Here is a 26387-nt window from a genome sequence, read left to right as displayed (position 1 = left end):
GACGTGGGGGTTGACAGGGATGTCTCCTCAAACGAACGCCCGGTCGCCGTGAGGTGCCGGGCGTTTTCTATTCGGATTGCGACGTTTCGTGATGCAGCCCCAACTCACGGGCGACGGCGGCAAGCCGCCGATCCCGTGTCCACAGCCTCGCGAAGTCGGCAAGGGCGGTTGCCGCGAGAAGATGAACGTCGATGTATCCGATCCCGCGCCCCATCAATGCGTGTTTCTCGATAAAGACGAGCACTTCCGTGTCATCGGCAACGGGGGCTTTTGGCAGATCCTGGAGCAGACTCAGGATCTCGGCACGCTGCCGGAGATTGCCGCAGGCCAGCTCGCCGACGATGAAGGGATGCTGCAGAACACGACCCGCCTTCAGCAGCTCGACAAGGTGTTCGTCTCCCAGCCGGAAGTGATCGATCCAGATCGACGTATCGACGAGAATCACGCAGGCTCGGACCGGCGGCGCGGTACGGATCGCAATTTGGGCTCGGTTCCACCCAGTTTGGCCAGACGACGTGCGCTTTCCCGTTCGATGAGGGCTTCGAGACCCTCCCGCACCAGGGCGGTTTTCTCGCGGATCCCGGTGAGGCGTTGGGCTTCGGCGAGGAGCTGATCATCGATGTTGAGGGTGGTTCGCATCAGGGTCTCCGGCATACATGGGATGCATATGATTTTACATCATTTGATGCGTGTTGTCGTGCGTCAGTGATATCGGGATATTCCTACATGATGTGACCGTGATGGCTGACAGCGCTGCCATGGGGCCTGCGCTATGGTTCATTGCAACAAGGATGTGGGGGGTTGACATGGATGTCTTCACTTCGGCTTCCCGGGATCGGCAGGATGCCGGTTCCGGGGAGTCTCTTCCGATTCGTTCTTTTTCCGCGCCCGAAGCGGTTGGCGGTTTTACCCTGATCGAGCTGGTGGTGACGCTGGCAGTCGTGTTCATCGGCCTGCACCATGGCATGACGTGGCTACAGCCAGTGCTGGTGGAGAACCGGATCGTCACGCGTGCGAATACGCTGTTGGGGATGCTCCAGATGGCCCGGTCCGAGGCCATTCGACACAACCGGGACGTGGTGATCTGTCACAGCCGGGACGGTCTGACCTGCGATCGGCTGGCCGACTGGACCGACAGCTGGATCGTGTTTCTCGATGCCAACCGAAACCGCCAACGGGATCCGACCGAGAGCATCCTGGCCTTTCGCCAGGCGCCGGACAACGGCACCCGGGCGACCTACCGGGCTTTCGGTTCCCGCCACTATCTCACCTATCGGCCCGACGGCCGGACTCGAACCAACGGGACGTTCACGCTCTGCGATCCGCGCTTTGCCGAGGCCAGCCGCGCCGTGATCGTGACCAAGTCGGGGCGGCCGCGGATCAGTCGTAAAGGGCCGGGTGGCCGGGCGTTGCGGTGCGGGAAATAGTTGTAGGAGCGACGCAAGTCGCGAAAAAGCATCCCGTCGCGGCTTGCGCTGCTCCCACAGCAGTAGGATTCGTCCTACAGGATTTGCCGAATCGTCCGACAGCATTGGTGAGTCGGGTTGGCTATAGTTTCAGTCAACAAGGATGTGGGGGGTTGACACGGAGGTCTCCATATCGATGCCCGGTTTCCGGAATGGAGGCCGGGCATTTTTTATGGTTATCGAACATAGACACATTATTATCGTGTCATCAGATGGAATTATAGGCAGTTTATTTATATACTACCTATAACCATGAAACGCCTCGATCCCAGCCTCCAGTTACTCTATGCCGAGTTGCTTCAGCGTTGTCTTGCGGCCATGCCCAATCCGCGTGGTGTCACCTTTGCTCCCAAGGTCATCAAGGGGCGACGGTACTGGTATCTGGAGCTGGTGGTAGGCAGCACTCGCCGTCAGTTCTCCCTGGGGCCGGAAACCCCCGAACTCCTCGCCCAAATCCAAAATCAGAAGGATTTGCAGACACAGGCCCGGGAAGATGCTGCCGCCCGGGAAACGCTCGTGTCGCTGCTGGCAAAGGGAGGCTTGATGGTGCCGGGCTTTGCGGAGGGCCGGGTGCTGGAAGTCTTGTCACAGGGCGGGGTCTTTCTGGCTGGCGGCACGCTGGTAGGCTCGATTGCGTTTCCCCTGATGGGCAACATGCTGGGCGTGCAGTGGGAACACGCGCTGTACCAGACCCAGGATGTCGACATCGCCAGTCCACGACGAATCGAGGTCGTCTTCTCGCCTGATGCCCCGGATCTGGAAACATTGCTGCTGGAATCGGGCATGGGTTTCTTTCCGATCCCGGCCCTGGATCGCAAATCGCCATCGACCAGTTACAAGATCCGCAATCAATCCATGCAAGTGGATGTATTGACCCCGATACAGGGCCGCCCCACCGGCCAGCCGGTTTACCTGCCACATCTGAAATGCCATGCCTATCCGGTGCGGTATCTTGAGTTTCTGCTTGAAGATACGCAGATTGTGGCCGTTCCCTTTCGTTCCGGTTTTCTCGCCAATATTCCCGCACCTGCACGATATGCCCTGCACAAACTGGTGGTGGCTGCGCGCAGGCCGGCCTCGCAAGCTACCAAGACCGGGAAGGATCGGCAGCAGGCGCAACAGTTGTTGGAAATGCTTCTTGAAGAACGGCCCGGCGATGTCTGGCTGGCACTGGAAGCCGTGCGCAAGATGCCGAAAGGTTTCCGCAATGCATTGCAGGACGGTATCCGAACGCTACCGGATAATCTGGCAAGGCCGATTTGCGAGCATTGGCCGGCAGGATGAAAGCGTTCTGCAGTGGAAGCTGAATGACTGTCGCGGCGAGGCGCCGCTCCTACGGGTGTTGAGCAACCCGGTGCTTGTGTCTTGAAACGGAGGTTATCGCGGCTTGCGCCGCTCCTACAGGGTTGGGATTTTTGGGGGAGAGGCAATCAGTTTCCCCTCGTCCCTCGTCCCTCGTCCCTCGCCACTTTACTGAAGGTGAGGTGCTTGTGGCCGAGGTAGCTGGTGACGGCGGGGACGGCGAGGCCGATGGCGTGGGCGGTGGATTCGGGGTGCCAGGTGAAGCCGAGGGCGGGGAAGGCGTATTCGGCCAGGCCGATGCTGATGCCCCAGACCTGGGCCAGGGCCAGGATGTTGACGAAGGTGAACCAGGCCATTTCGTGGGCAGGGTGTTTGCCGCTGGGTTCGAAAACGGCGAGGCGGCTCAGGAGGTAGGCGGTGAGCATGCCGACGAGGTAGGCCCAGAACACGGCCCAGCGGTAGTCGAGGTAGTGGCTGAAGCCGATCCGCGAGAGGAAGTTGACGCCGGCGGCGAAGCCGCCGACCAACAGGAAGCGCAGGAACTCGGCGCTCAGCATGCGGGATGGTCCTCATCCACCATGGCGGCGAGGCGCCGGCCGAGCTGGACGCTCTCGGAGATGGAGCGGTCCTCCGGGTAGTAGTGGGAGGTGTCGGCCACATAGAGCCCCGGCACGGCGGTGCTAATGTCGGGAAGCTTCTTCGCAAAGCCGGGCTCGCAGATGGGCTGGGCGTGGCCGTAGCGGGAGACGTGCACGGCGAGGATGGCATCGTCCGTCAGTTGCGGGTTGATGCGCTTGAGGTAGCCGGTGGCCTCTTCGATGAAGGCGTCGTCGCTCTGGCGAAACTTTTCGTGCTCGCGGGGCAGGTAGTATGGCACGTAGACGATGTGCGGTTTCTGGCCGGTGAGGTTGGAGTATTCGATGATCCCAGGGATGGCCATGCCGGGATCGGCGACGTTGAGCCAGAAGTTTTCCGTGACCGGGCGGCGCAGCTTGTAGATGAGGCAGACCACGCCGATGTTGTTGATGCCGGCATAGCGGGCCTTCTCGGCCTCGGGCAGGCAGTGGGCGATGCGCGGCACGAAGGGCAGCGGAATGGTGCTCACCACCCGGTCGGCGACGGCCTCCCCCGCCGGTGTCGCCAGGCGAAAACCGCCCTTCCCGTCCCGTTCGATGCCCGTGACCGGTCGCTGCAGGTGGATGCGCCCGCCCGCCGCCTCGATGGCGGCTCGGTAGGCCTTCAGCATCGTCTCGGAGCCGCCTTCCAGGTAGCCCAGTTCTTCCTGCATGAGGCTGCGCCGGGAATTGCCGACACGGCGGATCCGCGACCAGATCCAGGCCGCGGAGAGATTGTCGGTATAGTCGTGGAACTTGAGGCGGAACAGCCGCTCCCAGAGCACCTTCCACCCTTCTTCGCCGCTCCAGCGGCGGATCCAGTCCACGGCGTTGACCTCGTCGAGATCCTCCCAGCGCCGGCGCCGGGCCGAGAGGAACATGTGCAGGCCGTAGCGCAAGCGGGTGAGCAGGCCGATGGGCGAGAAGCGCAACAGCGCCAGGGGGTTGCCCCAGGGATAGAGCCGCCCTTCGTGCCAGTAGCCCATCTTCGTCGGCGTCCAGCGCAGGCGATCGGCGATGCCGAGGCGTTCCAGCTCGTCGAACATGGGCTGGTCTGGCTTGCAGATGAAGTGGTAGTAACGCTCGATGCTCAGGCCCTCGAAGTCGAAGTGGGCGGACATGCCGCCCAGGCGATCGTCGGCCTCGTAGAGATCGACAGCATACCCCCGATCCAGCAGATCCAGCGCACAGGCCAGGCCCATGGGCCCGCCGCCGAGCACGGCAACACGTTGTGGCTCAGAAGCGGGGCACATGGCGGGAATACTCGGGGTGATTGAAGGTTTCGTCGATGGCCTGGGCGAAGGGCGTGGCCTCGATGCCGAAGATCCCGGGCCAGTCGATCACCTCGAACTCGTCCGCCGCCACCAGCGCCTTGAGCTGATCGGTGGTAAACGGCGGATTGGCGGAAAACAGGCCGTAGGTCTTGAGCAACAGCCAGAACAGGCTGTAGGGGATGGGCAGGATCACGCTCTTCGCCCGCACCGCCTTGCGGATGGTGCGGATGATGTCCACGTAGTAGATCTTCTCCTGGCCGGTGATGTTGTAGATGGCGTTGTGGGGGCCGTGCTCGATGCTCGAGGCGATCATGCGCACGAAGTCGCGCACGTAGAGCGGTTGGCGGATGATCCGCCCCCGCCCCGGCACGGGGAACACCGGCACCCGGCGCATGAAGCGGGACAGCCAGCCCAGGTGCTTGCGGTCGAACCAGCCGAACATGAGGGTGGGCCGCAGCATGGTGTAGGGGATGCCGCTCTCCAGCACGATCCGCTCCTGGGCCTTCTTGGTTTCCGTGTAGTCGTCCTTCGCCACCGATTCGACCACCGAGGAGCTGATGTGCACGATGTGGGGGATGCGGTGCTGCTGCATGGCGGCGATCACCTGCTTCGCCGACTCGATGTTGTTGCGAATGAAGTCCTGCGAATGCTTGGAGCCGATCTGGGCCTGGAGCATGACCACCACGTCACCGCCGGCGAAGGCGTCCTGCCAGGGGCCGGGTTCGGAGACGTCGGCCTCGATGCAGGTGATGTCGGGATGCAGGCGGCGCAGCAGATCGAGGTTCTCGCGGTACTTGTCGATGGCGACGATGTCCCGATAGCCACGGGCCTTGAGCTCGATGACCAGGTTCTGGCCGACGAGGCCGGCGGCGCCGGGGAGGAGGATTTTGGGATTGTCTTCGGGTTTGGGCATACGGGAATCGCGGCTTGCGCCGCGCCTACAGTTTCAGGCGTTTGAAAAGGGGCTCGGGAATGGCCTTGATGATCGCCATGATGGGGCGCCAGAACCAGGGCAGATAGACCACGTTGCGGCGGCGCGCCACGGCGCGGACGATGCCGCGGGCGATGACCTCGGGGCCGACCCACAGGGGCCCCTTGGGAAAGTCGCGGGTCATGGGGGTGTCGACGAAGCCCGGCTTGATGGTGAGCACGTGCACCCCGTCGGGATACAGGCGATTGCGCAGGCCCTGCAGGTAGATGGCCAGGGCGCCCTTGGCCGCGCCGTAGACGAAGTTGGACTGGCGGCCGCGATCGCCGGCCACCGAGGCAATGGCCGCCAGCGTGCCCTGCCCCTGCGCACGGTACACGGGCACCAGATGGGTGAGCAGGGAGATGGGGCTCAGGGCGTTGATCTCGAAGTTGCGCCGGGCCTGCGCGAAGTCACCCTCCTCCGCCCTTTGATCGCCGAGGATGCCGTGGGCGATCAGGGTGAGATCGATGCGTTCGAGCCAAGCGGACGCGCTTTCGATCAGTTCCGCGTGGACGGCGAAGTCGGCCAGATCGATGTCGTGGACGGCCACGGCCTTCGCGCCCAGCACGCGCAGATCGTCGGCGAGGATCTCGAGGCGCCGGGCATCGCGCCCGGCGAGGAACAGGCGTGCGCCGCGCCGGGCATAGGCCCGGGCGATTGCGCCGGCGATGGCCGAGGTGGCGCCGATGATCAGGATGTTGTCGGTCATGCGCTCTCTCCCGTGACACGCCGCCAGAGGCTGGAGGAAAAGGCCGGATCGCGAAAGGCCGAAAATTCCTGCCAGCGCGGATAGCCCTTGTGGAAGGATTCGGGACGCATGAGGGCGTCCTTGGCCGGATAGAGGGTGCCGCCGGCCTGCATCGTCACCTGTTCCAGCTCGCCGAGCAGGCGCCTGGTGGGCTCGCCGCGGTTGGCGAAGTCCAGCGCCAGGGTGAGGCCGGGCCGGGGGAAGGAGAGCATGCCCGGCGAGGGCTGGTCGCCGAAGCGCTTGAGCACGGCGAGCATGGAGCCCTGGCCGCTGCGGGCGATACGCGCGAGGATCTCGTGCATGGCCGTCTCCTGCCCTTGCGGGATCACGCACTGGAACTGGTAGAGGCCGCGGCGGCCGTAGAGGCGGTTCCAGTTGGCGATGCCGTCCAGCGGATAGAAGAAGGGCAGAAAAGGCATGCGCTGGCTGCGGGTGCGGGTGGGATGACCGCGATAGTAGAGCGCATTGAAAAGGCGCAGGCTGGCGCCGTTGACCAGGGAGAAAGGCAGATCCACGGGCACGGCGAGGCGGCGGGGGGCTTCGGGGAACTCCAGCGGACCCGATTCGGCGTGCCGGCCCCGGAACAGCACGCCGCGCCCGAGCTTCGACCCGCTGGAGAGGCAATCCACCCAGGCCACGGTGTAGGTCCATTCGGCGTCGCTCTCGACGGCGATGGAAAGATATTCGTCGAGGTTCGCGAAGCGCAGTTGCTGCTGCTCCATCTCGCTGCTGGCGATCCGCCGCAGGCGGATCTCGGCCCAGGTGACGAGGCCCGTGAGCCCCAGGCCGCCGACGGTGGCGGCAAACCAGTCGGCGTTCTGCTGCGGGCTGCATTCCATGCGGCTGCCGTCGGAGCGCAGCAGTTCCAGGCACGTGACGTGGCGGCCGAAGGTGCCATCGGCGTGATGGTTCTTGCCGTGCACGTCGTTGGCGATGGCCCCGCCCAGGGTGGCGAAGCGGGTACCGGGAGTGACGGGCAGGAACCAGCCACGAGGAACGATGAGGCGCAGGATGGCGTCCAGGGTGACGCCCGCCTCGGCGCGCAGGATCCCCTGCTCCGCATCGAAGGCGATGAAGTGATCGAGCGCCGTGGTGGGCAGGAGGGCGCCGCCGTCGTTGAGACAGCAGTCGCCGTAGCTGCGGCCGCGGCCCCGGGGCAGGCGGCTCGGGGCGTCGCAGGGTGGCAACGGCTCGTGGCGCCAGCGCAGTGGACAGACGATCTGCCGTGGACGGTGAACGCGGCCCCAGGAGGTGTAGGTATCGGGGGTGGGCATCTGCCTGTTTGCCCCCTCACCCCGTCCCTCTCCCCCGCAAGGCGGGGGAGAGGGAGCCTTTCGTTCCGGTGGGTGCAGAAGAAGGCATCCGGCGCGTCATTTTTCGTGTCACTGCAGTCATCAGAGCGAGAGCACGAAACCGAGCACGCAGACGACGGCCACGATATAGCTGGGGCGGTCGTGAATGGCGTAGAGGACCGGATCCTCGTCCATGCGGCCGCGGTGGGCGATGAGCCACATGCGGCTGATCCAGTACAGCAGGGCCGGGAACACCAGCCACAGCCACTGGGGATGGGCGTATTTCTCGGCAATCACCGGGTCGTGGATGTAGAGCACCATGATCAGCACGGCGATGTAGCCCGAGGCGCCGCCGAGGGCGGCCATCAGTTCCAGATCCTGGGCGCAGTAGCCCCGCCCCTGCGCGGTCTCCTCGTCGCGCTGGCGCAGATTGTAGAGTTCCGAATAGCGCTTGAGCATGGCCAGGCTGACGAAGAAGAACATGGAAAACACCAGGATCCAGTAGGACAGCTCCACGCCGGCGGCGATGATGCCGGCGATGATCCGCAGGGTATAGAGCAGACCCAGGGTCACCACGTCGAGCATGGCGATGGACTTGAGCCACAGTGAGTAGGTCACGGTCACGAGGAGATAGACGGACACCACCATCAGCAGCTTGTGGCCGCCGGCGGCAGCCAGGCCCAGCCCCCCCGCCAGGGCCAGGGCCGCCAGCAGCAGCGCCGTGCCGGGCGCCACCGCGCCGGCGGCAATGGGCCGGTGGCGCTTGCTCGGGTGCCGGCGATCGGCCTCCCGATCCAGCAGATCGTTGATCACGTAGCTGGCCGAGGCGCACAGGCCGAAGGCCACGAAGGCCAGCAACACCTCGCCCACGGGCGTCCAGCCCACCTGCTGCCAGCCGAGCAGAAAGGGGATGAAAATGAGCAGATTCTTGACCCACTGGTGAATGCGCAGGGTCCGTGCGAACAGGGTGAGTCGGTTCAAATCGGGGCTCGCCGTGAAGGATGGCCGGTGCGGGAAATTTTATCACAGGCCGGCCGAGTACGTTCGGCCTGCAACACGGCCAAGTTGCCGGAAATGCCGGGCAGGCGGTGCGCAGCCACGCGATACAACCTGCAACCGGCAAACCGGCCGGTGTCCCGATCAGTGATGCGGCGGTTCAGCGGCGGTTCTTGCCGACGCGTATGACGTCGCGGTTGTTTTCGACCAGTTTGGGGCCGATGCCCTTGACGCGGGCAAGGTCTTCGGGGCGCTTGAAGGGGCCGTGCTTGCGGCGGTATTCGACGATGGCTTCGGCCTTCTTGGCGCCGACGCCCTTGATGTTGGCGGCGAGGGTTTTGGCGTCGGCGGTATTGATGTCGACCGGATCGGCGTGTACCGGTACGGCCAGGAGCAGGGCCAGGCCGAGAAATGCAGTCTGCAACAGTCCTTTCATGGCGAGCCTCCTTACTCTGTGATTGAGCGGGATTGCGGGATCATTCCGCATGATGCGCCTGTGCGAGGGAGAATGCTGTAGGAAGAGGCGGAAATGTTTGTAGGACGGGGACTACATCAAGGCCGGTTTTTCCCCTCACTCTGTCCCGCTGGTGAGGGGCCCCTTCGATCGATATTGTGATTGGATTTCAGAGGCTTGCACGCTCACTCCCTCTCCCCCTTTGGGGGACTGGGCCGGGGTGAGGAGGATCCGCACGCCCTCAGGCCTGCCGAACCTGTTCGCGTATGTCCGCCAGGGCTTCGACGGGGTCGGGGGCCTGGGTGATGGGGCGGCCGATGACGAGGTGGGTGGAGCCGGCGCGCAGGGCGTCGGCGGGAGTCATGATCCGTTTCTGATCGCCAGTTTCGCTGCCGGCGGGGCGGATGCCGGGGGTGACGAGGAGGAAATCCTTGCGCCGCTCGGTGCGCAGCATGGCAACTTCGCGGGGCGAGCAGACCACGCCGTCGAGGCCGGCGGACTCGGCCAGGGCGGCCAGACGCCGGACGTGCTCGGCCGGCTCGCCGGCAAGGCCGATCTCGGCCAGGTCGTCGGGGCCCATGCTGGTGAGGATGGTGACGGCGATGAGGCGGGGCCGATGGCCAGCGCCCTCGACGGCCTCGCGAGCGGCCTCGAGCATGCGCCGGCCACCGAGGGCGTGGACGTTGAGCATCCACACGCCAAGGCCGGCGGCGGCGCGGCAGGCGGCAGCCACGGTGTTGGGAATGTCGTGATACTTGAGATCGAGGAACACGTCGAAGCCCCGATCGACGATGCGCCGGACCAGGTCGGGGCCGGCCACGGTGAACAGTTCCTTGCCGATCTTGAGGCGGCAGCTGCCGGGCGCGAGGCGATCCACGAAGGACAGGGCCGGCTCGGCGGCGGGGAAATCCAAGGCCACGATGATGGGGTTTTCGGTCACGTCATTCTCCTTCCACGCCGTGAATGGGCTTGACCGTGTTCCAGCTCTTGCAGCCGGGGCAGTGCCAGTGCAGGGTGCGGCCGGTGAAACCGCATTGCTGGCACTTGTACACGGGCTTGTTGGCAATGAGCTGATCGGTCACGTCCTTGAGCACCTGCAGCTTCTCGCGGATGGGGTCGGGGGTGCTGGCCAGGTGCAGCTCGATGAGCCGATCCATGCCGCGTACCGAGGGGCGTTCCTTGAGGTATTCCTTGATGAAGTCGGCGGCCACGGCATCGCCCTGATCCTGGCGGATCCGTTCGGCCAGGGCCAGCATGAGGGAGATGCCGCCATGTTCGGCCAGGTTGCGGCGCAGGAAACTCACCATTTCGTCCATGCGGCCGAGTTCACGATAGGCCCGGCTGAGGGGCTCGACGACCTCCGGCAGGTAGTCCGGATCCTGTTCGGCCACCCGCAGATAGGCCTTCACCGCGCCGCGCCAATCACCGGTCTCGGCGGCGATCCGCCCTTCCAGCAGGCTGGCCCGCACGCACTGCCGGTCTTCGGCGAGCGCCCGCCGCAGCCGTTTTCGGGCCTCGGTGTTCTCGCCCTGGCGGTGGGCCTGTTCGGCCTTCTCGCAGTAATACTGGGCCACGATGTCGCGCATGCCCTTGCCGGTGATCTGTTCGAGACGGCGGATCACGTCGATGGCCTTGTCCCAGTCCTTTTCCTGTTCGTAGATGTCGCGCAACTGGCGCAGGGCCGTGTAGCGATGGGAACTGCTTTCCACCAGTTCCTGAAACAGGGTCTCGGCGCGGTCCAGCAGGCCGGCGCGCATGTAGTCCTGGCCCAGTTCGGCCAGCGCCAGGGCGCGCTGTTCCTTGCTGAGCGTGGGCCGGGCGATGAGGTTCTGGTGGATGCGGATGGCGCGATCCACTTCGCCGCGGCGCCGGAACAGGCTGCCCAGGGCCAGGTGGGTTTCGACCGTGTCGCTGTCCACGTCGAGCATTTCGATGAACAGATCGATGGCCTTGTCGGGCTGTTCGTTGAGCAGGTAGTTGAGGCCCTTGAGATAGCGGCCGGGCAGCACCCCGCCCTCCTCCCGCTGCGCCCGGCCCTGGCGGCGGCCGAGCCACCAGCCGGACAGGGCCGCCAATGGCAGCAGGAGAAAGAGCAGGATTTCGGGATTCATCAATGCTCGTCCCGGATGGGAATCGCGCGCAGGTTTTCCACTTCCTTCTCGGCCAGTTCCGCGGCGCGGCGCAGCTTGTGAATGGTGCGTCGCTGGCGAACCAGCACCCCGCTGCAGGCCAGCACGCCGAGCAGCGCACCCACCAACATGGCCAGCACCAGCACCAGCGAAAGGGGCATGGCCTGGCGGCCGAAGTAGTAATTGAGGATCACCGGCTCGGCGTTGAGCACGGCGAACAGGATGCCCAGCACGACGACGGCAAGCGATGCGAGCAGGATGAGGATTCGGCGCATGGGGTGTGGCCTCCTGGCGGTGACGGGATCATTTTACAGGCATTTGTGACGGATGTGCGGGACGATTCCGGGGCAGCGCTATCGCGGCGGGGGCGCCGCTCCTACTGAAGGGCACGGTTACGACATATCGCGGCTTGCGCCGCTCCTACGGATTTGGGGGATGGCGAAAAAAAACGGCATGCCGTGGTGTGCGGCATGCCGTTTCGGGAGGGCGTTGCGGAAAACGGTCAGTTGCTGATGGGCACCTTGCCCATGCTGTTGTTGACCCGTTCGCGCATGGCCTTGCCCGGCTTGAAGTGCGGCACGTACTTGGCGGCCAGTTGCACCGATTCGCCGGTCTTGGGGTTGCGGCCGATGCGCGGGGGACGATAGTGCAGCGAGAAGCTGCCGAAACCGCGGATCTCGATCCGTTCGCCATTGGCCAGGGTGTTGCCCATGTGATCCAGCAGGGTCTTCACGGCCAGTTCCACGTCCTTGTAGGCCAGTTGCACCTGTTTCTGGGCCAGGCGATCGATCAGTTCGGACTTCGTCATCGTCACTCCTTCCGTGTTGCTCACGCTGTGAGGACCTTATTCCCCGCTTTCCATCTTTTCCTTGAGCAGATCGCCCAGCGTGGTCGTCGCCGGCGCGGCGCCACTCTTATAGTCGCTGATGGCGGCCTGTTCGGCATCGGTGTCCTTGGCCTTGATGGACAGGGAGATGGTGCGGTTCTTGCGGTCCACGCCGACGAACTTGGCTTCCACCTCGTCGCCGACGCTGAGCACGGTGCGGGCGTCCTCGACCCGATCCTGGGACAGCTCGGAGGCGCGCAGGTAGCCTTCCACGCCTTCGCCCAGATCGATCACGGCGCCCTTGGCATCCACTTCCCGCACGGTGCCCTTGACGATGCTGCCCTTGGCATGTTCGGCGATGAAGTTGGAGACCGGATCCTTCTCCAGCTGCTTGATGCCCAGGGAGATGCGCTCGCGCTCGGGATCCACGGACAGGACCACGGCTTCGATCTCCTCGCCCTTCTGGTAGTTGCGCACGGCTTCCTCGCCGGGCACGTTCCAGGAGATGTCGGACAGGTGCACCAGACCGTCGATGCCGCCTTCCAGGCCGATGAAGATGCCGAAGTCGGTGATCGACTTGATGGTGCCGGTGACCTTGTCGCCCTTGTTGTGAGTGGCGGCGAAGTGCTCCCAGGGGTTGGCCTTGCACTGCTTCATGCCCAGGGAGATGCGGCGGCGCTCCTCGTCGATATCGAGGACCATGACTTCCACTTCCTCGCCGAGCTGCACGACCTTGCTCGGGTGGATGTTCTTGTTGGTCCAGTCCATCTCGGAGACGTGCACCAGGCCTTCCACGCCCTCTTCCAGCTCCACGAAGCAGCCGTAGTCGGCGATGTTGGTGACCTTGCCGAACAGACGGGTGCCGACCGGATAGCGGCGGGAGATGTCGACCCAGGGATCCTCGCCCATCTGCTTGAGGCCGAGAGAGACGCGCATGCGCTCACGGTCGAACTTGAGCACCTTGACTTCGATTTCGTCACCGACTTCGACGATTTCGCTCGGGTGCTTGACCCGCTTCCAGGCCATGTCGGTGATGTGCAGCAGGCCGTCGATGCCGCCCAGATCCACGAAGGCGCCGTAATCGGTGAGGTTCTTGACCACACCCTTGAGCACGGTGCCTTCCTGCATGTTGGCCAGCATGGCTTCGCGCTCGGCACCGCCCTCTTCTTCCACCACGGCACGGCGGGAGACGACCACGTTGTTGCGGCGGCGATCCAGCTTGATGACCTTGAATTCGAGTTCCTTGCCTTCCAGGTAGGCGGTGTCGCGCACCGGCCGGATGTCGACCAGGGAACCGGGCAGGAAGGCGCGGATGTCGCCCAGCTCCACGGTGAAGCCGCCCTTGACCTTGTCGGTGATCACGCCCTTGACGTTCTCGCCGGCTTCGAAGGCCGCTTCCAGTTTCTTCCAGGTCTCGGCCCGCTTGGCCTTCTCGCGGGACAGGCGGGTTTCCCCGAAACCGTCCTCGACGGTATCGAGGGCGACTTCCACGGCGTCGCCAACCTTGACGTTGATCTCGCCGTTCTCGTCGGTAAACTGGGAGATGGGGATGATCCCCTCGGATTTCAGACCGGCATTGACGGTGACGAAGTCGTCGTCCACCTTGACCACGGTGCCGGTAATGATGGCGCCAGGACGCATCTGGGTCTTGGCAATGCTCTCTTCAAACAGCTCTGCAAAGCTTTCGCTCATGTTGATTTTCGCCTTGGGTCTTGCGACCCACGTTGTTTAGCGGCTTGCGCCGCAGGTTGGTTGATGACAATGGCCGCACGCAGGCGGCCGCCCGTTTCTCATGAGGAAGTGCTGATGATTCAGCGCTTCCTGCGGCACAGGGATGTGCCGCCAAACGCCATCACCGCAGGTGATGGCGTTTGTGAGGAAACCGAAAATCGCATTTTCGGTTTCCGAATCTCTGACAATTCAGGGATGAATTGTTCAGAGTCTCCTTCACGGGGACAGACGGCAACGCTCGCGGCACAGGGCCAGCACCCGGTCGCGCACCTGCTCGATGGTCATCTCGGAGGTATCCAGGATGACCGCATCCTCGGCAGGTTTCAGCGGGGCCACGGCGCGGGAGGTGTCGCGGGCGTCGCGCTCGGCGATCTCCGTCAGGAGGTCGGCGAGATTAGCATCGATTCCCTTTTGTATCAACTGTTTATAGCGTCTCTCGGCGCGTTTTTCAACGCTGGCGGTGAGGAAAATCTTCAGTTCGGCGTCGGGGAAGACCACCGTGCCCATGTCGCGGCCGTCGGCCACCAGCCCCGGCGGGCGGCGGAAGTCGCGCTGGCGCTGCAGGAGGGCCTCGCGCACGGCGGGAATGGCGGCCACCTTCGAAGCGGCCATGCCCACCGCCTCGGTGCGGATCCGGCTGCCCACCTCCTCGCCTTCGAGCAGCACCCGGGCCTCGGTGGCGCCGGGCTCAAGGTCAAAACGCACATCCAGATCACGGGCATAGGCGGCCAGCGCCGCCGCATCGTCGAAATCGATGCCATGGTTGAGGGCGCCGAGGCCCACCAGGCGGTACAGGGCACCGGAATCGAGCAGATGCCATCCCAGTTCGCCGGCCACCAGGGCCGCAATGGTGCCCTTGCCGGAGCCGCTGGGGCCGTCGATGGCCAGCACGGGGGCCGCGGCGCTCATTCCGACACCTCGCTGATGTCGAGCCCGGCGCCGCGCGCCAGGGCCACGAAACCCGGAAAGGAGGTGTTGACGTTGGCGCAGTCGCGGATGGTGATGGGCCCGCTGGCCCGCAGGGCGGCCATGGCGAAACTCATGGCGATGCGGTGATCGCCGTGGCTGTCCACCGTGCCGCTGCCCAGTTGCCCGCCCTGGATGATCATCCCGTCGTCGGTGGGTTGGGCGTCGATGCCCAGGATCCGAAGGCCGTCGGCCATCACTTGGATGCGGTCGCTCTCCTTGACCCGCAGCTCGCGGGCGCCGGTGAGCACCGTCTCGCCCTCGGCGCAGGCGGCGGCCACGAACAGGGCCGGGAACTCGTCGATGGCCAGGGGCACCTGCGCTTCCGGGATGCGAATGCCCCGCAGGTCGCCCCCCCGTACCCGGATATCGGCCACCGGCTCGCCGCCCACCCGGCGCTCGTTCTCGATGGAAAGAAGCGCGCCCATCTGGCGCAGGATGTTGATCACCCCGATCCGGGTCGGGTTGATGCCCACGTGTTCGAGCAGGACATCGGATCCGGGCGCGATGCTGGCGCCGACCAGGAAGAAGGCCGCCGAGGAGATGTCGGCCGGCACGTCGATGGGCGCGGCCGTCAGGCGGCCGCCGCTTTGCACGCAGATCCGGTTGCCCTCGCGCCGCACCGGGTAGCCGAAGCCTTCCAGCATGCGTTCGGTGTGATCGCGGGTCGGCGCCGGCTCGGTCACGCAGGTCTTGCCGCGGGCGTAGAGGCCGGCCAGGAGCAGGCAGGACTTCACCTGGGCGCTGGCCACCGGCATCACGTAGTCGATGCCGTGCAGTTCGGGATTGCCGTGGATCCGCAGGGGCGGTGTGCCCTCGGCGGTGGTCTCGATGCGCGCACCCATCTGCGCCAGCGGTTCGGTCACCCGGCGCATGGGCCGGCGGCTGAGGGAGGCATCGCCGGTGAGTTCGCAGTCGAAGGGCTGGGGCGCCAGCAGGCCGGCCAGCAGGCGCATGGAGGTGCCGGAGTTGCCCAGGTACAGGGATTCGGCGGGCGCCTTCAGGCCGTGCAGGCCCACGCCGTGGATGGTCACCCGGCCCTTCTTCGGCCCTTCGATCCCAACGCCCATGGCGCGGAAGGCATTGAGGGTGGCCAGGTTGTCCTCGCCCTCGAGGAAACCGCTGACCTCCGTCACCCCCTCCGCGATGGCGCCGAGCATGATGCTGCGGTGGGAGATGGACTTGTCACCGGGCACGCGGAGTTCGCCGTGCAGGCGGCCGCCGGGATTGACGATGAACTTCAGGTTTTGGGGCATGGTGGAAATCCTGATTCTGAACGGAAGAGGGCTAACACAAAGGCCGGATCAACCGCGTAGGAGCGGCGCAAGCCGCGAATCATGCAGGGACGAGTGGCGAGGGACGAGGGACGAGGAAAAACGCTTATGCCTGGCTTCGAAAACCTCGTCCCTCGCCACTCGTCCCTCGGCCCTGTTTTTGTCGCGGCTTGCGCCGCTCCTACAGCCGGATTGCCGGGTTTAGGATTTCGCGCAACAGTTCGGCCGAGTCCGTTATGCTTGAACCAACCCGGATTTTCATTCGCAAGCTTTGCGGTCTTTGCACCTTTGCGCCTTTGCGTTGGATTTTTCATGCTGGTAGCCCCCGTCACGATTCCCTGTCGCCGACCCCGTCGCAAAAGGCGTCGCGGGCGGCCTTGGCGCGGGTGAAGGTGTCCAGGAGGAAGCGGCTGTCGGCGCGGCGCACGGCGTCGGCGAGCAGGCGCAGGTCGTCGCTGAAGGCTTCGAGCATGGTCACCAGGGCGTCGTGGTTGGCAAGGCAGATGTCATGCCACATGCGCGGGTCGCTGGAGGCGATGCGGGTGAAGTCACGGAAGCCGCCGGCGGCGAAGTCGAAGATCTCCTGGCTGTCGTCGCGGCGCGCGAGGGTGTCCACCAGGGCGTAGGCCAGCATGTGCGGCAGATGGGAGGTGGCGGCCAGCACCTCGTCGTGATGTTCGGGCGCCATGCTCACCACCTGCGCGCCGCAGGCTTCCCACAGGGCCCGCACCCGGGCCACGGCCGGCTCACTGCTTTCGGGCACCGGCGTGAGAATCACCCGCCGCTGGCGGAACAGGTCGGGGAAGGCCGCTTCCACGCCGCTCTTCTCGGTGCCGGCGATGGGGTGGCCGGGGACGAAGCCGGAAGGCAGCGTGTCGAACACGGCCCGGGCGGCGCGGATCACCGAGGTCTTGGCGCTGCCCACGTCGGTGACCACCGCGTCAGGGGCCAGGGCCGATCGGATGGCTTCCATCACCTCGCGCATGGCGCCCAGCGGCACGGCCAGCACCACCATGTCGGCGCCCTGCACCGCCGCGGCCGGATCGGTCTCGCCCCGGTCGATGACGCCGAGGCGTTGCGCCGTTTCCAGATGCGCCGGATTGCGGCCGCAGCCGACGATTTCGCCCACCGCGCCGGCCTCGCGCAGGGCCAGGGCCAGGGAGCCGCCGATGAGGCCGACGCCGACGATGGCCAGGCGTTCGATCCGTGTCCCGCTCACCGCGCCAGCACCTTCTCCAGCGCCGCGAGAAAGCGGGCGTTCTCTTCCTCGGTGCCCACGCTCACCCGGAGGTATTCGGGCAGGCCGTAGTTGTCCACGGGGCGCACGATCACGCCCTCGCGCAGCAGGGCCTCGTAGACGGCCATCCCCTGCCCCACCTTCACGCAGACGAAGTTGCCGGCGGTGGGCAGCGCGGCCAAGCCCAGCCGCTCGAAGCCTTCCTGCAACTGCGCCAGACCCGCCACGTTGAGCATGATGCTGCGCTGCAGGTGCTGCGCATCGCCCAGGGCGGCCTCGGCGGCGGCCAGCGCCAGGCTGTTGACGTTGAAGGGCTGGCGCACGCGGTTGAGCAGATCCGCCACCTGGGGGTGGGACAGGGCATATCCTACCCGCAAGCCGGCCAGGCCATGGGCCTTGGAGAAGGTGCGGGTGACGATGAGATTGGGGTGGCGATCCAGCCAGCGGCTGCCGTCGGGATAGTCTTCCAGGCCCATGGCCGGATCGCTGGCGTATTCGAAATAGGCCTCGTCGAGCACCACCAGCACCGAGGGCGGCACCCGGGCGAGGAATGCCGCCAGTTCCGCTTCGCCCAGCCAGGTGCCGGTGGGGTTGTTGGGATTGGCGATGAAGACGATCCGGGTGTCCTCGCCAATGGCCTCCGCCATGGCGGCAAGGTCGTGACCATGCTCCCTGGCCGGCACCACGACGGCTTTGGCACCCACGGCCCGGGTGACGATGGGATAGACGGCGAAGGCGTGTTCGGAGAAGACGATCTCCTGCGCCGGGCCGGCGAAGGCCCGGGCGATCAGTTCCAGCACGTCGTTGGAGCCGTTGCCGAGGGTGATCCGATCGGCGGGCAGCGCATGCCGCGCCGCCAGCGCCTGGCGCAGCGCGAAACCGTTGCCGTCCGGATAGCGGCCCAGATCCGCCATCTGCGCGGCAACGGCCGCCAGCGCCTTCGGCGGGGGACCAAGGGGATTTTCGTTGGAGGCCAGCTTCACCGCCTCGGTGATGCCGTACTCGCGGGCCAGTTCCTCCAGCGGCTTGCCCGGCTGATAGGGCTGCAGACGCTGGACACCGGGCGTGGCCAGGGAGAGGAAATCGCAGGTGGTCACGGGGTATTCTCCTCGCGGCCGTAGACATCCTCGAAACGCACGATGTCGTCCTCGCCGAGATAGCTGCCGGACTGGACCTCGATGATCTCCAGGGGAATACTGCCCCGGTTCTCGAGCCGGTGTTTCACGCCGATGGGGATGTAGGTGGACTGGTTCTCGGTCACCAGGAAGGTTTCGTCATCGCGGGTCACATGGGCCGTGCCGCGCACCACGATCCAGTGTTCGGCGCGATGATGATGCATCTGCAGGGAGAGCGCCGCGCCCGGCTTCACGGTGATGCGCTTGACCTGATAGCGCTCGCCGGCGTCGATGCATTCGTAATTGCCCCAGGGACGGTAGACCTTGCGGTGATAGAGGTGTTCGTCCCGTTCCTGGCCCTGCAGCCATTCCACGGCCTGCTTCACCTCCTGGGCACGATCCTGGTGGGCCACCAGCACGGCGTCGGCGGTTTCCACCACCACCACGCCTTCGAGGCCGATGGCGGCCACGTGCCCGGATTCGCTGTAGATGAGGCAGTTGCGCGAATCATGGGTGAAGACATCGCCGCGCGTGACGTTGCCCTGTGCATCCTTCTCACCCACTTCCCACAGGGAAGACCAGGCGCCGACGTCGGACCAGCCGGCGGCCAGGGGAATGACCGCTGCACCGAGATCATCCACGGGATGACCGGCCAGTTTCTCCATCACCGCATAGTCGATGGAATCGGCAGGACAGGCGGCAAAGGCGTCGCGGGGAATGCGGTAGAAATCCCGATCGGCCTCACCTGCCTGCCAGGCCGCCCGCACGCATTCGGCCATTTCCGGCTGCAGGGCGGAAATGGCCGAAAGCCAGTTGCCGGCGGTCATCATGAACATGCCGCTGTTCCAGAGGTAGTCGCCGGCGGCGAGATAGCCCTCGGCGGTGGCGGCATCGGGTTTCTCCACGAAGGCGACAAGCCGTGCCGCCGCATCGCTCAGGGGCTCGCCCTTGCGGATGTAACCGTAGCCGGTCTCGGGGCGATTCGGCGTGATGCCGAAGGTGACGAGCTGATTCCGCGCGGCCAGGTTCACGCCCTCGGCGATCGCGGCGTGGAAGGCGGCGATGTCCCGGATCACGTGATCCGCCGGCATGACCAGCAGCACCGCGTCTGGATCTTCGGCGGCGACGGTGAGGGCGGCCAGGGTCAGGGCGGGGGCAGTGTTGCGGCCCACCGGCTCGAGCAGGATCCGGCGGCGGCTGCGGCCCAGTTCCTGGAGCTGCTCGGCCACGAAGAACCGGTGCTCCTCGTTGCAGACCACCACCGGATCGGCGACCGCCAGATCCGGCGCGGCCGTCGTTAGGCCGTCGAGGCGCGAGACGGTGTCCTGCAACAGGGTCTGCTCGGTGACCAGGGGCAGGAGCTGCTTGGGGTAATGGGCGCGGGACATGGGCCACAGGCGCGAACCGCTGCCGCCGGAGAGAATCACGGGAACCAGCTTCCGGGACATGAGAGATCGATCCTTACCGGTTGATTGGGAACGAAAGCCGAATGATTACAGAACCGCGCAGGGATAGGAACCCAGCAGCTTGACGATGCTGGCCGTGGCGCGCAGTTCCTCGAGGGCCCGGGCCACGTTCTCGTCCTGGGCGTGGCCTTCGATGTCGATGAAGAACACGTAGTTCCACATGCCCTGGCGGGAGGGGCGGGACTCGATGCGGCTCATGGACAGGCCGTTGCGGGCGATGGGTTCGAGGATGGCGTAGAGCGCGCCGGGCCGGTTGTCGGTGTAGATGAGCAGGGAGGTCTTGTCCACGCCCGAGGGCGGGGTCTCGCGCTTGCCGATGACCAGGAAGCGGGTGGTGTTGTCGGGCTCGTCCTCGATGTTGCGCTGCAGGATGTCGAGGCCGTAGATTTCCGCCGCCGTCTCGCTGGCGATGGCCGCCACGCCGTCCTCGCCCGCCGCCCGCCGGGCCGCCTCGGCATTGCTGCTCACGTCCACCAGTTCCACCCGCGGCAGGTGGGTGTCGAGCCACTTGCGGCACTGGGCCAGGGCCTGCTGGTGGGCATAGACCCGGCGGATGCCTTCCAGTTCTTGGCCATGGCCGAGCAGGTGATGATGGATGCGCAGGGTCACCTCGCCGCAGATCCGCAGCGAGGAGTGCATGAACTCGTCCAGGGTGTGGTTGACCACGCCTTCGGTGGAGTTCTCCACCGGCACCACCCCATAGGAGGCCGCGCCCGATTCCACCTCGCGGAAGACCTCGCCGATGGTGGCCAGGGGGGTGGTCTGCACCGAGTGGCCGAAGTGCTTGAGCGCCGCAGCCTGGGTGAAGGTGCCTTCGGGGCCGAGGAAGGCGATGGTCATCACCTGCTCGAGGGCCAGGCAGGCGGACATGATCTCGCGAAACAGCCGGGCCATCTCCTCGTCGCTGAGCGGACCCCGGTTGCGTTCCATGACCTTGCGCAGGACCTGGGCCTCGCGCTCGGCGCGGTAGTAGACGGCATCGCCGCTTTCCTGCTTGGCCCGGGCCACGGCCTCGGCCACCCGCGCACGCGCGCTGATCAGTTCCTGGATCTGCTCGTCGATGCGGTCGATTTGCTGGCGCAGGCTGTCGAGGTCGTCTGTCATGGAATCGAGGACACCGATTGTCCGTGGGTTTGCGCGTATGGTATCGCGGCTTGCGCCGCTCCTACAGCGATTCTACAGGGCCCGGACGGCGAGGACACCGTCGATGGCCTGCAGCTTGTTCACCAGGGCATCGGAGGGCGCCGCGTTGATGTCGATCAGCGTGTAGGCCAGCTCGCCGCGGGACTTGTTGAGCATGTCGAGGATGTTCAGGTTCTCCTCGGCCAGGGCGGCGGAGATCTGGCCCACCATGTTGGGCACGTTGCGGTTGACGATGGCCAGGCGATGGCCGCCGTTGCGGGCCATGCGCACCTCGGGGAAGTTGACCGAGTTGCGCACGTTGCCGTTTTCCAGGTAGTCGCGCACTTCTTCGGCCACCATGATGGCGCAGTTTTCCTCGGCTTCCTTCGTCGATGCCCCCAGGTGTGGCAGGGTCACTACCCGCTCGTGGTTCTTCAGCAGGTTGCTGGGAAAATCGCAGACATAGGCATAGACCTTGCCGGCCTTGATGGCTTCGCTGACCGCGGCGTCGTCCACGATGCCGTTGCGAGCGAAGTTGAGGATGATCACGTCGTCCTTCATGTGCTTCAGCCGCTCGGCATTGATCATGTTCCGGGTCTCGTCCACCAGCGGCACGTGGAAGGTGACGAAGTCGGCCCGGGACAGCAGACTCTCCACGTTGTCGGCCTGCTCCACTTCCGAGGACAGTTTCCAGGCGCCTTCCACGGTGATGCCCGGATCGTAGCCGATGACCTTCATGCCCAGGTCCAGCGCCGCATTGGCCACGTAGCGGCCGATGGCCCCGAGCCCGATGACGCCGAGCGTGCGGCCCGGCAGCTCGAAGCCGGCGAAATTCTTCTTGCCGGCTTCCACCGCCTTGTGGATCTCCTCGTCGGTACCCTGGAGATTGCGGGCAAAGTCCCAGGCCGGGCACAGGTTCCGGCAGCCGATCAGCATGCCGGCGATCACCAGCTCCTTCACCGCATTGGCATTGGCCCCCGGCGCGTTGAAGACGGCGATGCCGTGCTGCGACATCTTCTCGACCGGGATATTGTTCACCCCGGCCCCGGCCCGCCCCACCGCCTTCAGGGTGGGCGGGATGGCCATGTCATGCATGTTGTACGAACGCAGGAGAATCGCGTCCGGATGCTGGATCTCGGAGGCGATCTCGTAGTGATCCCGCGGCAGACGCTCAAGGCCGGCGACGGAGATGTTGTTGAGGGTCAGAATCTTGTACATCGTTCAGTCCTTCAGGGTGACTGGAAATAACACGGAGAGCACGGAGGCACGGAGGACACGGAGAAGGGCTTGATGTATTGACGATCCATTGGTTTGCTCGAGGTTGGTGAAGATTATTGGCAATTATCCTCACACCACCAACATCCAAAACGTCGTGCTCTCCGTGCCCTCCGTGTTCATTACACTCCCGTCTCAACCATGCCGCTTTTCGAAATCGGCCATGAATTCGATCAGGGCGTCCACCCCTTCCTCGGGCATGGCGTTGTAGATGCTGGCGCGCATGCCGCCGACGGAGCGGTGGCCCTTGAGGGTGGTGAGGCCCCGGGCGGCGGCTTCCTCGAGGAAGAGGCTGTCGAGTGCCGGGTTGGCCAGGGTGAAGGGGACATTCATCCAGGAACGGCAGTCAGGATCGACGGGGTTGTGGTAGAAGTCGGAGCTGTCGATGGCGGCGTAGAGCTTGCCGGCCTTGCGCTTGTTGATTTCGGCCATGGCCTCGAGCCCACCCTGCTGCTTGAGCCAGTCGAAGACCAGGCCCGCCAGGTACCAGCTGTAGGTGGGCGGGGTGTTGTACATGGAGCCGTTGTCGGCCTGCACCTGCCAGTTGAGCAGGGTGGGCGTGACCTCGCGGGCCCGGCCGAGCAGGTCCTTGCGCACGATGACCAGGGTCAGGCCGGCGGGGCCGACGTTCTTCTGGGCCCCGGCGTAGATGACGCCGAACTTCGCCACGTCGATGGGCCGGGAGAGGATGGTGGAGGACATGTCGGCCACCAGCGGCACGCCGCCGGTCTCGGGCACGTAGGGGAACTCCACGCCGCCGATGGTCTCGTTGGGCGTGTAGTGGACGTAAGCCGCCTGCGGATCGAGCTGCAGATCGGCCTGGCGGGGCACGGTGGTGAAGTTTTCCGCCTCGCTGCTGCCGGCCACGTTGACCGCGACATACCGCTTGCCCTCGGCGATGGCCTTCTTCGACCAGGCGCCGGTGTTGAGGTAGTCGGCCTGGCCGCCCTCCCCGGCCAGGTTCAGGGGCACGGCCGCGAACTGGGTGCTGGCCCCGCCCTGCAGGAACAGCACCGCGTAATCCTCACCAATCCCCATCAGCTCGCGCAGATCCGCCTCGGCCTGCTCGGCAATGGACATGAACTGCTTGCCGCGATGGCTCATTTCCATCACCGACATGCCGCTGCCACGCCAGTCGAGCATTTCCTCCCGGGCCCGCTCGAGCACTGCCTGCGGCAGCATGGCGGGGCCAGCACTGAAATTGTATACACGGGACATCTTGTTTTTCTCCCAGGTCGAGTCTGCTGCAAATAACGCAGAGTACGCAGAGACGCAGAGGGCGCGGAGTCTATTGTTGGGAAGACGGGTTACCCTGTTCCGATACGGGATAACAATCGATTTGCTTCCCACTCGCTTTAACCAAAACCAAATTCCTCTGCGGCCTCTGCGTCTCTGCGCGCTCTGCGTTCATTACACTTCTGTCTCATTCGCCCTCGGCATCCTCGTCCTGCATGTTGACGATGCGTTCGATGCCGGAGAGTTTTTCGCCTTGGCCGAGGCTGATCAGGCGCACGCCCTGGGTGTTGCGGCCCATGACGGAGATGTCGTCGACGGGGGTGCGGACCAGGGTGCCGGAGGTGGTGATGAGCATCACCTCGTCGCCGGGCTGGACCAGTTCGGCGCCGACCACCGGGCCGTTGCGTTCGGTGGTCTGGATGGAGATGACCCCCTGGCCGCCACGGCCATGGCGCGGGTATTCGTCGATGGGGGTACGCTTGCCGTAGCCGTTCTCGGTGGCGGTGAGTACGTCGCCCTGGCTTGCGATGATCAGCGAGATCACCTTCTGGCCCTTGCCCAGTTTCACGCCGCGCACGCCCACGGCGGTGCGGCCCATGGGACGCACGTCGGTTTCATTGAAGCGGATGGCCTTGCCCGCGGAGGTGAACAGCAGCACGTCCTGATCGCCGCCGGTCAGCTCCACGCCCACGAGCTGATCGCCCTCGCGCAGTTCGATGGCGATGATGCCGGACAGGCGCGGGCGCGAGAAGTCCTTGAGCGGGGTCTTCTTGACGGTGCCGCTGGCGGTGGCGAAGAACACGAAGCGGTCCTCGGCGTATTCGCGGATCGGCAGCACGGCGTTGATCCGTTCGCCCTCCTCCAGCGGCAGGAGATTGACGATGGGCCGCCCGCGCGCATTGCGTCCGGCCTGGGGCAACTGGTAGACCTTCAGCCAGTAGACCTTGCCGCGGCTGGAGAAGCAGAGAATGGTGTCGTGGGTGTTGGCCACGAACAGCTTGTCGATGAAGTCCTCTTCCTTGACCGAGGTGGCCGACTTGCCCTTGCCGCCGCGGCGCTGGGCCCGGTAGGTGTCCAGCGGCTGGGCCTTGACGTAGCCCTCGTGGGAGAGGGTCACCACCACGTCTTCCTCGTCGATCAGATCCTCGATGGTGAGATCCTCGTGGCTGGCGACGATCTCGGTGCGGCGCGCGTCGCCGTACTGGTCGCGCAGTTCGGTCAGTTCCTCGCGGATCACTTCCATCAGCCGCGCGTGGCTGCCAAGGATGGCCAGCAGTTCCTCGATGCGCTTGAGCAGCTCCTCGTACTCGGCGAGGATCTTGTCCTGCTCCAGCCCGGTGAGGCGGTGCAGGCGCATGTCGAGGATGGCCTGGGCCTGGGTCTCGGAGAGGTGGTACTTGCCGTCGTGCAGCCCCACGTGCGGAGGCAGGCCCTCGGGACGCGAGGCCCCGGCGCCGGTGCGCTCCAGCATCTGGATCACCACGCCCGGCTCCCAGGGGGTGTTTACCAGTTGCTCCTTGGCCTCGGCGGGGCTGCGGGCCGACTTGATCAGGGCGATGATGGGATCGATGTTGGCCAGGGCGATGGCCAGGCCCTCGCGCACGTGGGCCTTCTCCCGCGCCTTGCGCAGATCGAAGACCGTGCGGCGGGTGACCACTTCCTGGCGGTGGCGGATGAAGGCCTCGAGGATCTGCTTGAGATTGAGCAGGCGTGGCTGGCCTTCCACCAGCGCCACCATGTTGATGCCGAACACGTTCTGCATCTGGGTGTGCTGGTAGAGATTGTTGAGCAGCACGTCCGGATTCTCGCCCCGGCGCAGTTCGATGACCACGCGCATGCCTTCCTTGTCGGACTCGTCGCGCAGGGCGCTAATACCTTCGATCTTCTTTTCCTTGACCAGCTCGGCGATGCGCTCGAGCAGGCGGGCCTTGTTCACCTGGTAGGGCAGTTCGGTGACGATGATGGCCTGCTTGCCGTTGTCGGCCTCCTCGACGTGGGTGCGAGCGCGCACGTAGATCCGGCCCCGGCCGGTGGCATAGGCCTCGGCGATACCGCGGGCGCCGTTGATGATGCCGGCGGTGGGGAAATCGGGACCCGGCACGATCTCCATCAGTTCCTGGATGGTGATGGCAGGGTTGTCGATGAGGGCCAGGCAGGCGTTGACGATTTCGGTGAGGTTGTGGGGCGGGATGTTGGTGGCCATGCCCACGGCGATGCCCGCCGAACCGTTGACCAGCAGGTTGGGCAGCCGCGCCGGCAGCACCTCCGGCTCCTGTTCCGACTCGTCGTAGTTGGGCACGAAGTCGACCGTCTCGCGATCGATGTCGGCCAGCAGTTCATGGGCGATCTTCGCCATGCGCACTTCGGTGTAGCGCATGGCCGCCGGCGCGTCGCCGTCCACCGAACCGAAGTTGCCCTGCCCGTCCACCAGCATGTAGCGCAGGGAGAAGGGCTGGGCCATGCGCACGATGGTGTCGTAGACGGCGGTGTCGCCGTGGGGATGGTATTTGCCGATCACGTCGCCGACCACGCGGGCCGACTTCTTGTAGGGCTTGTTCCAGTCGTTGCCCAGCTCACGCATGGCGTAGAGCACGCGGCGGTGAACAGGCTTGAGACCGTCACGCACGTCCGGCAGGGCGCGGCCGACGATGACGCTCATGGCGTAGTCCAGGTAGGACTGGCGCATTTCCTCCTCGATGTTGATCGGGAGGATTTCTCGGGCGAATTCGCTCATGAAGGGAGGTTCGGGGCTCTTTGGGCTGTCAGCTTTCCTGAAAGGGCTATTCTACCATATCGGCCCCTCCCACTGCAGCCCGCAAAAGCCGTGCGAGAGCGCGTTTCAGGGCGTTTGGCCCGAAATTGGGCGACTCAGAGGCGGTTTTTCGTCTCTGGCC

25 protein-coding genes are annotated in these 26387 nt (G+C 65.2%); 2 read left to right on the top strand and 23 right to left on the bottom strand.

Going from position 1 to position 26387, the window contains the following annotated elements; translation table 11 throughout:
* Window positions 1-67 precede the first annotated feature (67 nt).
* Together ACZ5BH_RS12265 and ACZ5BH_RS12260 are read right to left on the bottom strand one after the other, a co-directional pair.
* On the bottom strand, window positions 68-445 hold the full coding sequence (locus tag ACZ5BH_RS12265) for a type II toxin-antitoxin system VapC family toxin (RefSeq protein WP_464889550.1): 378 nt from the start codon (window positions 443-445) through the stop codon (window positions 68-70).
* Window positions 442-639 (bottom strand): type II toxin-antitoxin system VapB family antitoxin, encoded by a 198-nt coding sequence (locus tag ACZ5BH_RS12260; protein WP_464889549.1) that lies wholly within the window; start codon window positions 637-639, stop codon window positions 442-444. Before ACZ5BH_RS12260 ends, ACZ5BH_RS12265 begins: the two co-directional genes overlap by 4 nt.
* A gap of 167 nt (window positions 640-806) precedes the next feature.
* Here ACZ5BH_RS12260 and ACZ5BH_RS12255 point away from each other — a divergent pair, with 167 nt between their 5' ends.
* Together ACZ5BH_RS12255 and ACZ5BH_RS12250 are read left to right on the top strand one after the other, a co-directional pair.
* Window positions 807-1427 carry a GspH/FimT family pseudopilin gene (locus ACZ5BH_RS12255; protein WP_464889548.1) on the top strand — a complete coding sequence of 207 codons (621 nt, stop codon included), beginning with the start codon at window positions 807-809 and terminating at the stop codon, window positions 1425-1427.
* Window positions 1428-1718: 291 nt separating this feature from the next.
* On the top strand, window positions 1719-2750 hold the full coding sequence (locus ACZ5BH_RS12250; protein ID WP_464889547.1) for a GSU2403 family nucleotidyltransferase fold protein: 1032 nt from the start codon (window positions 1719-1721) through the stop codon (window positions 2748-2750).
* A 146-nt stretch (window positions 2751-2896) separates the two neighbouring features.
* Here the strand turns inward: ACZ5BH_RS12250 and ACZ5BH_RS12245 are convergent, their stop codons facing one another.
* The 21 genes from ACZ5BH_RS12245 to gyrA form a co-directional block, all read right to left on the bottom strand.
* Window positions 2897-3325 carry a GtrA family protein gene (locus tag ACZ5BH_RS12245; RefSeq protein ID WP_464889546.1) on the bottom strand — a complete coding sequence of 143 codons (429 nt, stop codon included), beginning with the start codon at window positions 3323-3325 and terminating at the stop codon, window positions 2897-2899.
* Window positions 3319-4635: an NAD(P)/FAD-dependent oxidoreductase gene (locus ACZ5BH_RS12240; protein WP_464889545.1), complete on the bottom strand. Its 1317-nt coding sequence runs from the start codon at window positions 4633-4635 to the stop codon at window positions 3319-3321. The genes ACZ5BH_RS12245 and ACZ5BH_RS12240 overlap by 7 nt, the downstream gene beginning before the upstream one ends.
* Complete coding sequence (locus tag ACZ5BH_RS12235) at window positions 4619-5569, bottom strand: NAD-dependent epimerase/dehydratase family protein (RefSeq protein ID WP_464889544.1); 951 nt, start codon at window positions 5567-5569, stop codon at window positions 4619-4621. The genes ACZ5BH_RS12240 and ACZ5BH_RS12235 overlap by 17 nt, the downstream gene beginning before the upstream one ends.
* 25 nt (window positions 5570-5594) lie before the next feature.
* On the bottom strand, window positions 5595-6335 hold the full coding sequence (locus tag ACZ5BH_RS12230; RefSeq protein ID WP_464889543.1) for an SDR family oxidoreductase: 741 nt from the start codon (window positions 6333-6335) through the stop codon (window positions 5595-5597).
* On the bottom strand, window positions 6332-7648 hold the full coding sequence (locus tag ACZ5BH_RS12225; protein ID WP_464889542.1) for an FAD-binding oxidoreductase: 1317 nt from the start codon (window positions 7646-7648) through the stop codon (window positions 6332-6334). The genes ACZ5BH_RS12230 and ACZ5BH_RS12225 overlap by 4 nt, the downstream gene beginning before the upstream one ends.
* A gap of 120 nt (window positions 7649-7768) precedes the next feature.
* On the bottom strand, window positions 7769-8647 hold the full coding sequence (locus ACZ5BH_RS12220; protein WP_464889541.1) for a UbiA family prenyltransferase: 879 nt from the start codon (window positions 8645-8647) through the stop codon (window positions 7769-7771).
* Window positions 8648-8822: 175 nt separating this feature from the next.
* Window positions 8823-9098: a ComEA family DNA-binding protein gene (locus ACZ5BH_RS12215; RefSeq protein ID WP_464889540.1), complete on the bottom strand. Its 276-nt coding sequence runs from the start codon at window positions 9096-9098 to the stop codon at window positions 8823-8825.
* 259 nt (window positions 9099-9357) lie between these two features.
* Window positions 9358-10056 (bottom strand): orotidine-5'-phosphate decarboxylase, encoded by a 699-nt coding sequence (gene pyrF / locus ACZ5BH_RS12210; protein ID WP_464889539.1) that lies wholly within the window; start codon window positions 10054-10056, stop codon window positions 9358-9360.
* 1 nt (window position 10057) lies between these two features.
* A complete protein-coding gene (lapB, locus tag ACZ5BH_RS12205; protein ID WP_464889538.1) occupies window positions 10058-11227 on the bottom strand; it encodes a lipopolysaccharide assembly protein LapB in 1170 nt (389 codons plus the stop codon).
* Complete coding sequence (locus ACZ5BH_RS12200; protein WP_464889537.1) at window positions 11227-11520, bottom strand: LapA family protein; 294 nt, start codon at window positions 11518-11520, stop codon at window positions 11227-11229. The genes lapB and ACZ5BH_RS12200 overlap by 1 nt, the downstream gene beginning before the upstream one ends.
* 227 nt (window positions 11521-11747) lie before the next feature.
* Window positions 11748-12053, bottom strand: coding sequence for an integration host factor subunit beta (locus tag ACZ5BH_RS12195; protein WP_464889536.1), 306 nt, complete (start codon window positions 12051-12053; stop codon window positions 11748-11750).
* 36 nt (window positions 12054-12089) lie between these two features.
* Window positions 12090-13763 (bottom strand): 30S ribosomal protein S1, encoded by a 1674-nt coding sequence (gene rpsA, locus ACZ5BH_RS12190; RefSeq protein ID WP_464889535.1) that lies wholly within the window; start codon window positions 13761-13763, stop codon window positions 12090-12092.
* Window positions 13764-14018: 255 nt separating this feature from the next.
* The gene (cmk, locus tag ACZ5BH_RS12185) at window positions 14019-14711 is read right to left on the bottom strand and encodes a (d)CMP kinase (RefSeq protein WP_464889534.1); all 693 of its coding nucleotides are present in this window, start codon (window positions 14709-14711) and stop codon (window positions 14019-14021) included.
* Complete coding sequence (gene aroA / locus ACZ5BH_RS12180) at window positions 14708-16024, bottom strand: 3-phosphoshikimate 1-carboxyvinyltransferase (protein ID WP_464889533.1); 1317 nt, start codon at window positions 16022-16024, stop codon at window positions 14708-14710. Before aroA ends, cmk begins: the two co-directional genes overlap by 4 nt.
* 346 nt (window positions 16025-16370) lie before the next feature.
* Window positions 16371-17261, bottom strand: coding sequence for a prephenate dehydrogenase (locus ACZ5BH_RS12175; protein ID WP_464889532.1), 891 nt, complete (start codon window positions 17259-17261; stop codon window positions 16371-16373).
* Window positions 17258-18376, bottom strand: coding sequence for a histidinol-phosphate transaminase (hisC, locus tag ACZ5BH_RS12170; protein WP_464889531.1), 1119 nt, complete (start codon window positions 18374-18376; stop codon window positions 17258-17260). Before hisC ends, ACZ5BH_RS12175 begins: the two co-directional genes overlap by 4 nt.
* Window positions 18373-19842 carry a mannose-1-phosphate guanylyltransferase/mannose-6-phosphate isomerase gene (locus tag ACZ5BH_RS12165; protein WP_464889530.1) on the bottom strand — a complete coding sequence of 490 codons (1470 nt, stop codon included), beginning with the start codon at window positions 19840-19842 and terminating at the stop codon, window positions 18373-18375. The genes hisC and ACZ5BH_RS12165 overlap by 4 nt, the downstream gene beginning before the upstream one ends.
* A 45-nt stretch (window positions 19843-19887) precedes the next feature.
* Complete coding sequence (gene pheA, locus ACZ5BH_RS12160) at window positions 19888-20964, bottom strand: prephenate dehydratase (RefSeq protein ID WP_464889529.1); 1077 nt, start codon at window positions 20962-20964, stop codon at window positions 19888-19890.
* Window positions 20965-21036: 72 nt separating this feature from the next.
* A complete protein-coding gene (locus tag ACZ5BH_RS12155; protein WP_464889528.1) occupies window positions 21037-22200 on the bottom strand; it encodes a phosphoglycerate dehydrogenase in 1164 nt (387 codons plus the stop codon).
* Window positions 22201-22392: 192 nt separating this feature from the next.
* Complete coding sequence (gene serC / locus ACZ5BH_RS12150; protein ID WP_464889527.1) at window positions 22393-23475, bottom strand: 3-phosphoserine/phosphohydroxythreonine transaminase; 1083 nt, start codon at window positions 23473-23475, stop codon at window positions 22393-22395.
* A gap of 205 nt (window positions 23476-23680) precedes the next feature.
* Window positions 23681-26227 carry a DNA gyrase subunit A gene (gene gyrA / locus ACZ5BH_RS12145; RefSeq protein WP_464889526.1) on the bottom strand — a complete coding sequence of 849 codons (2547 nt, stop codon included), beginning with the start codon at window positions 26225-26227 and terminating at the stop codon, window positions 23681-23683.
* Window positions 26228-26387: the final 160 nt, after the last annotated feature.

The organism is Thioprofundum lithotrophicum, from assembly GCF_055387065.1.
Note: the sequence above shows the minus strand (reverse complement) of the source record. Positions and strands in the feature narration are given on the sequence as shown.

Coding starts and splice junctions, on each gene's coding strand:
- ACZ5BH_RS12260 (WP_464889549.1), bottom strand. CDS start 639: ATGCGAACCACCCTCAACATCGATGATCAGCTCCTCGCCGAAGCCCAA.
- ACZ5BH_RS12255 (WP_464889548.1), top strand. CDS start 807: ATGGATGTCTTCACTTCGGCTTCCCGGGATCGGCAGGATGCCGGTTCC.
- ACZ5BH_RS12250 (WP_464889547.1), top strand. CDS start 1,719: ATGAAACGCCTCGATCCCAGCCTCCAGTTACTCTATGCCGAGTTGCTT.
- ACZ5BH_RS12245 (WP_464889546.1), bottom strand. CDS start 3,325: ATGCTGAGCGCCGAGTTCCTGCGCTTCCTGTTGGTCGGCGGCTTCGCC.
- ACZ5BH_RS12240 (WP_464889545.1), bottom strand. CDS start 4,635: ATGTGCCCCGCTTCTGAGCCACAACGTGTTGCCGTGCTCGGCGGCGGG.
- ACZ5BH_RS12235 (WP_464889544.1), bottom strand. CDS start 5,569: ATGCCCAAACCCGAAGACAATCCCAAAATCCTCCTCCCCGGCGCCGCC.
- ACZ5BH_RS12230 (WP_464889543.1), bottom strand. CDS start 6,335: ATGACCGACAACATCCTGATCATCGGCGCCACCTCGGCCATCGCCGGC.
- ACZ5BH_RS12225 (WP_464889542.1), bottom strand. CDS start 7,648: ATGCCCACCCCCGATACCTACACCTCCTGGGGCCGCGTTCACCGTCCA.
- ACZ5BH_RS12215 (WP_464889540.1), bottom strand. CDS start 9,098: ATGAAAGGACTGTTGCAGACTGCATTTCTCGGCCTGGCCCTGCTCCTG.
- lapB (WP_464889538.1), bottom strand. CDS start 11,227: ATGAATCCCGAAATCCTGCTCTTTCTCCTGCTGCCATTGGCGGCCCTG.
- ACZ5BH_RS12200 (WP_464889537.1), bottom strand. CDS start 11,520: ATGCGCCGAATCCTCATCCTGCTCGCATCGCTTGCCGTCGTCGTGCTG.
- ACZ5BH_RS12195 (WP_464889536.1), bottom strand. CDS start 12,053: ATGACGAAGTCCGAACTGATCGATCGCCTGGCCCAGAAACAGGTGCAA.
- rpsA (WP_464889535.1), bottom strand. CDS start 13,763: ATGAGCGAAAGCTTTGCAGAGCTGTTTGAAGAGAGCATTGCCAAGACC.
- cmk (WP_464889534.1), bottom strand. CDS start 14,711: ATGAGCGCCGCGGCCCCCGTGCTGGCCATCGACGGCCCCAGCGGCTCC.
- aroA (WP_464889533.1), bottom strand. CDS start 16,024: ATGCCCCAAAACCTGAAGTTCATCGTCAATCCCGGCGGCCGCCTGCAC.
- ACZ5BH_RS12165 (WP_464889530.1), bottom strand. CDS start 19,842: ATGTCCCGGAAGCTGGTTCCCGTGATTCTCTCCGGCGGCAGCGGTTCG.
- pheA (WP_464889529.1), bottom strand. CDS start 20,964: ATGACAGACGACCTCGACAGCCTGCGCCAGCAAATCGACCGCATCGAC.
- ACZ5BH_RS12155 (WP_464889528.1), bottom strand. CDS start 22,200: ATGTACAAGATTCTGACCCTCAACAACATCTCCGTCGCCGGCCTTGAG.
- serC (WP_464889527.1), bottom strand. CDS start 23,475: ATGTCCCGTGTATACAATTTCAGTGCTGGCCCCGCCATGCTGCCGCAG.
- gyrA (WP_464889526.1), bottom strand. CDS start 26,227: ATGAGCGAATTCGCCCGAGAAATCCTCCCGATCAACATCGAGGAGGAA.